This is a genomic window from Neolewinella agarilytica, from assembly GCF_900110645.1.
In the GTDB taxonomy this organism is placed as follows: domain Bacteria; phylum Bacteroidota; class Bacteroidia; order Chitinophagales; family Saprospiraceae; genus Neolewinella; species Neolewinella agarilytica.
The window spans coordinates 1-4499 of sequence record NZ_FOFB01000051.1 but is presented as its reverse complement, the minus strand read 5'-3'; the positions used below and the strand labels follow the sequence as shown (position 1 = coordinate 4499).

The following is a 4499-nucleotide window of genomic DNA, read 5'->3' as shown; positions in this document are numbered from 1 at the left end:
GTGCAGGGTATTCAGTCCGCCAAAATGGTGATTTCCACTTACCCACTCCGGAATGCCCGGAACTAATTCTTGAACCTTACCCGTATTTACGTTTAAGGCGGCCAAGGTAAGATTAGAATTACCATCATAGAGTGGAAAATGAGCCGCTGAAAGAATGGCCGTAGAATCATTCAGCGCTACCAGTTGACCGCGATTATCAAAGAAATAGCTGTAGCGGGCGAGAGAATAGTGGTCATTTAAGTCTTCCAGAGCGTGTGACCGAATTAACTTCTGCTGGTTTACATTATAAACGATGAAACGGTTCATACAGGCAAACCAGACGATGGAGTCATTCCTCATGGAAAAGGAGAGGACATCAGAAACAGCCTCGGGGCCGGTTTTACTGATTAGCTTGACATGGAGTAGTTTTCGATGGGTTACATCAAAAACATCCAGACTGGAGGATTGGAGATTGTAGCCAATGAGCACGGTATTTCCATAACTGTAAACAGCATCAAAAACCCTGTAGTCTGACAGTTGCTCTGCTCCTATTTTGATTTTGGCGGAGGAGACTACCAGTTCTTCACCATTCTCACTAGCACTACTTCCACAGCCCAGCGTCACCGATAAGAAAAAGGCTGTAACGCAGTGGGCTACTAAATGCCTAGTGCTCAAGCCCACTTTGTAAACAGAAGATGTAAAACACAGTAATAGTATAATTAGTCTACGCAGTTACACTTTTCTTTCGCTTCGTAATATCTTGGAGTCAGGCTGCCGTCACAAAAATCAGAAATCATGTTATTCATAGGAACGAACCAGTGAACGTAAACCTCTTTTTGTCCAGATGCGATTATGCATTCTTCACCGTTCGAATAGTGGGAACCAGCTCCATATTCCACGCCAAATATGAGGAATAAAGAGAGTAAAAGGCCTACAAAAAAAAGGCTAAAATATTTCAGAAATTTCATATTTCACTAAAGGTTGGTCCTCATTATCTTCGTCGATACAATATACAACATTATTATTAGCATCAATAACACACGCGTTAACTACACGGTCCAGTCTGTACCTAAGAAGATCATCTGTAAGCAAGTTATAAATATGTAATTCAGGACGAGTACTAGATAAAAACAAGTCCTGCAGGTCAATTGTTTTTCTTTCTACTCCAAGATAAAGGCCATAAACCAGATTTTCTTGAGTTTTAACACCATAATAGTAGAAAAAATCAGGGCTAAATATACTTTCTGTGGTTAAGTTTTCGAATTCGTCAAAACTATACATTTTAACCAGACTTCCATTTACCGAAAACAAATCAATCGAATTAACGCTTGGGTTTGACAATACAATCATGTCATTTTTTTCATTATATTCAATACTTCTAGGTGCTACCTCAAGTCTTTCCTCTTCTGACAATTCTGTAGAAAACGAATTTGCATAAACTGAACGCCAGGCTTCTTGTTGATTATTCCCGTTGAACACCATGAATTTTGTCTCATCAAAAAGGCCTGTAATAGCAATTAACGAATCACTTATATTAACCGCACTTTGCATTCGCCCCCAGTACTGATCAGGAATATCGCTATACTTTTTAAAGCCTGAGTTAGGTGAAATACTTACGGAGTTTAAGCTCTTTCTAGAATAATCGAAAAAAATTAGTTCGTTTGAAGATTTTATATTGTTCACCATTTTAACAAAGTCAGCGTTTTCAACTTCGTTTGGCCCTTCACCTATAACTTGAAAAGAAATTAGATCATCTTCCCCTTCTAAACGCCAAAAGGCATATTCGCTTTTATTATCCTGAACTATTTTAGCTCCATTAACAATAGAGATGTCTATCAATTGTCCAAACCTATTTTGTGGACCAAAATTTTCTCCTTTTAACTCAAATCGCTGTGAAGTACGTTCTTCTATTGAGTCACCTCTGACAACTTTGTAGGTTACTATATCTACATCACTTCCACAAGAGAAAAAAACAAGCATCAGCAATGCAAAAATATAATTTCTCATAAAATTTTCTATCTCTAAGAATTTAAAAATGACTCGTCTCATAAATTTAGTGTTCACCACCAAATGTAAGGCTACAAAACGGACTTCCCTCAGCCACCAACTATACTTAGGGTAACTGAGGGAAACTTAAGTCCTGTCTCTACCTACCTTTATAAAAGTGACTTCTTTAAAAGTCTCAGCAGGTTGAACGTCTGTTTGATATGAGATCCAATTACTACTCTTGATCTCCACCACCGCCGCCCGTTCCACAACTTCCACTAGCACTATATCCTTTTACTGTCATACAGCTACACATTGTGTAATAAGTGGTATTAGAAGGCTTCCACCATGAGGATTGGACTGTGGAAACCCCAGTCGGACACGGGGCAGCATTTGCCATAGGCATCATACAAAACATGACCATACCTAAGATGGTCGTTAATCTAAGAACTAAAGTCTTCATAAAAAAGGGTTTCAACCTGGTATTTCCTTACACAGGTAAAGGCCATTACCAAAAGGCGCGATGGAGCCTGTTATCGAGAACCAATTTAGGGGAGCATTAATTGCAACTTCCCCAAACTTCCCCAAACTTCCCCAAACTTCCCCAAACTTCCCCAAACTTCCCCAAACTTCGAGTCGGCATTAAGGACATAGGCTGACATCAGGAAGCTTTGGAGGAATTATTTTCGAAAAAATCGCGGTATTGGCGGGGGAGGCGGACGGATTGGTACGATTCGTATTCTACACCCGGTGGGTAGTCAAATTGCTCGTAGACTAATTTCTGCCAAGACGTAGTAAGGTGACGGGGAAACTCAAACCCGCTATCCGCCATCCATTTGCGTAGGGTTTTGCGGCAGACGCCGTATTCAACGGCTATTTGTGATCTGGTTTTAATTTGCATAATGTATGTGCGTTAATAGGTTATACATGAAATTTTAAAAGTCTATTCTTCCACCCGCACCACCACATCATGGTCCAGCGTCAGCCCGCCGGAGACGATGACCTGCTGACCAGCCTCGACGCCTTCGGTGACGGCGACGAGCTCGTCGTTTTCGTAGCCAACGGTGACATATTGCCATTTGGCGCGCTGCGAGCCTTCGTCGTAGGTGAAGACGAGGGAGCGGCCGGAACGAACAACGACAGCAGACTTGGGCAATAAGACAGCGGTGGGAGCCATGGTCTCGAGGGTAACGGTGACGTTCATGCCGGGGTAGAGGCGGGCTTTGCCATAGTCTCGCAGGCGGGCGCGGGCGCGGAGCAGGCCGCCGGCGTCGATGCGGGGGTTGAGGATGTCGAGAGTCGCAGGGATACGGACATCAGGCTGAGTAACTGTGCTGACGTAGACCTTACTTTGCACCTGCGTGCTCGCCAACTCCTGCTCCAATAAAGAAAACTCTGCCTCCAGAGAATTAGGATCGATGAGCGTGCAAATCTCCTCTCCCATATTCACTTGCTGCCCCTTCAGCACTTTCACATCAGCCGCCCGGCCGGAGAAGGGCGCAGCTAAGCGCGCCAGACTCAACTGGTACTCCGCCTCCCGCACCGCCACCTCGGCGGCGGGCAGGCCTGACTGGATGAGGATGTTTTGCCGTGCCAGGTCCGTGATCTCCAATGAATCCCCCGGCGGCAGATTGGTGCTTATCCTCAATAAAAGGTCTCGCTGGCGGAAGGCGGCTTCTTCCCGTGCGGCGGCCGCGCGGTCGCGCGCCAGCTCCAGCGGGCGGGGGTCGGTGGCGAGTAATAGCTCGCCTTCCTTATAGTAGGCACCTTCCGTGGGGGCGGACAACACCAGACCGCCGCTCTGGCTTTTGATGACGATCTCCCGCCGGGCACGCAGTTTACCGGTAGCTTGCCGGCGCAGGGGAAGGCGGCCGCTCCTGGCCGTGTACAGGCTTACGAGGGGGATTTCGGCGGCGGATTGGGTGTTGGCTACGGGCTTTGCGGCTACCTCATCGGCTGCTGGTGTTTCCTGGCAGGAGGCGAGGCTTAGGCAGAGGAATAGTCCGACAACTGCTGGCAGTCCGGGAAAACGTTTTTTAGTTAATAGCATAGGTATTATGTCGCTCAAAATAGATCATCGCCTTAGCAGGCAATGCTCTTTGAACGCAAGTTAGGCAAAAACGGGATACTTGCAGCGGCATTTTACATCAGATAGTAAGCACTATATCAGGTGATAAAATGAGCCTTATAACCTATAAAATACTAATTATCAAACATTTGAAGTGTTTAGATTTTGGCAAGACGGACCGAAAATGACCTGAAAAAAATAAAGCCGTCTTAGGAGAGAATAGCCTTGGAGGTGGGATGGGTTGTCTGGCTATTCGTACGATGGGCTCCTTCGTCGGCGCTGCCGACTCCGTCAGCCATCGCTACGCGTAAACGCCCTGTCCAGGGCTAGGATGTGGGGGGGGGGGCAGGGCTAACGCATACTCACCGGATGCTTGTATGTTTGTGACAGGATCGGAAATTGTGGTTAGCTACCTAAAAGTTACGATCTTACTTCTAGCTGGAAGCAGACCGACGGGACGCTAAGC

Annotated in this window: 4 protein-coding genes; all 4 read right to left on the bottom strand. The window is 45.9% G+C overall.

All coding sequences use genetic code 11. The features are described from left to right. Positions 1 to 654 (bottom strand): DUF4221 family protein (locus BM123_RS23610; protein WP_139212084.1); only part of this gene is annotated, 654 nt, incomplete at its 3' end. A gap of 270 nt (positions 655 to 924) precedes the next feature. Further along, on the bottom strand, positions 925 to 2028 hold the full coding sequence (locus BM123_RS23600; protein ID WP_090173593.1) for a hypothetical protein: 1104 nt from the start codon (positions 2026 to 2028) through the stop codon (positions 925 to 927). Positions 2029 to 2626: 598 nt separating this feature from the next. Continuing rightward, complete coding sequence (locus BM123_RS24115; RefSeq protein ID WP_139212083.1) at positions 2627 to 2866, bottom strand: hypothetical protein; 240 nt, start codon at positions 2864 to 2866, stop codon at positions 2627 to 2629. Between the two features lie 42 nt (positions 2867 to 2908). Further along, positions 2909 to 4015 (bottom strand): efflux RND transporter periplasmic adaptor subunit, encoded by a 1107-nt coding sequence (locus BM123_RS23595; RefSeq protein ID WP_090173592.1) that lies wholly within the window; start codon positions 4013 to 4015, stop codon positions 2909 to 2911. Between the last annotated feature and the right edge of the window lie 484 nt (positions 4016 to 4499).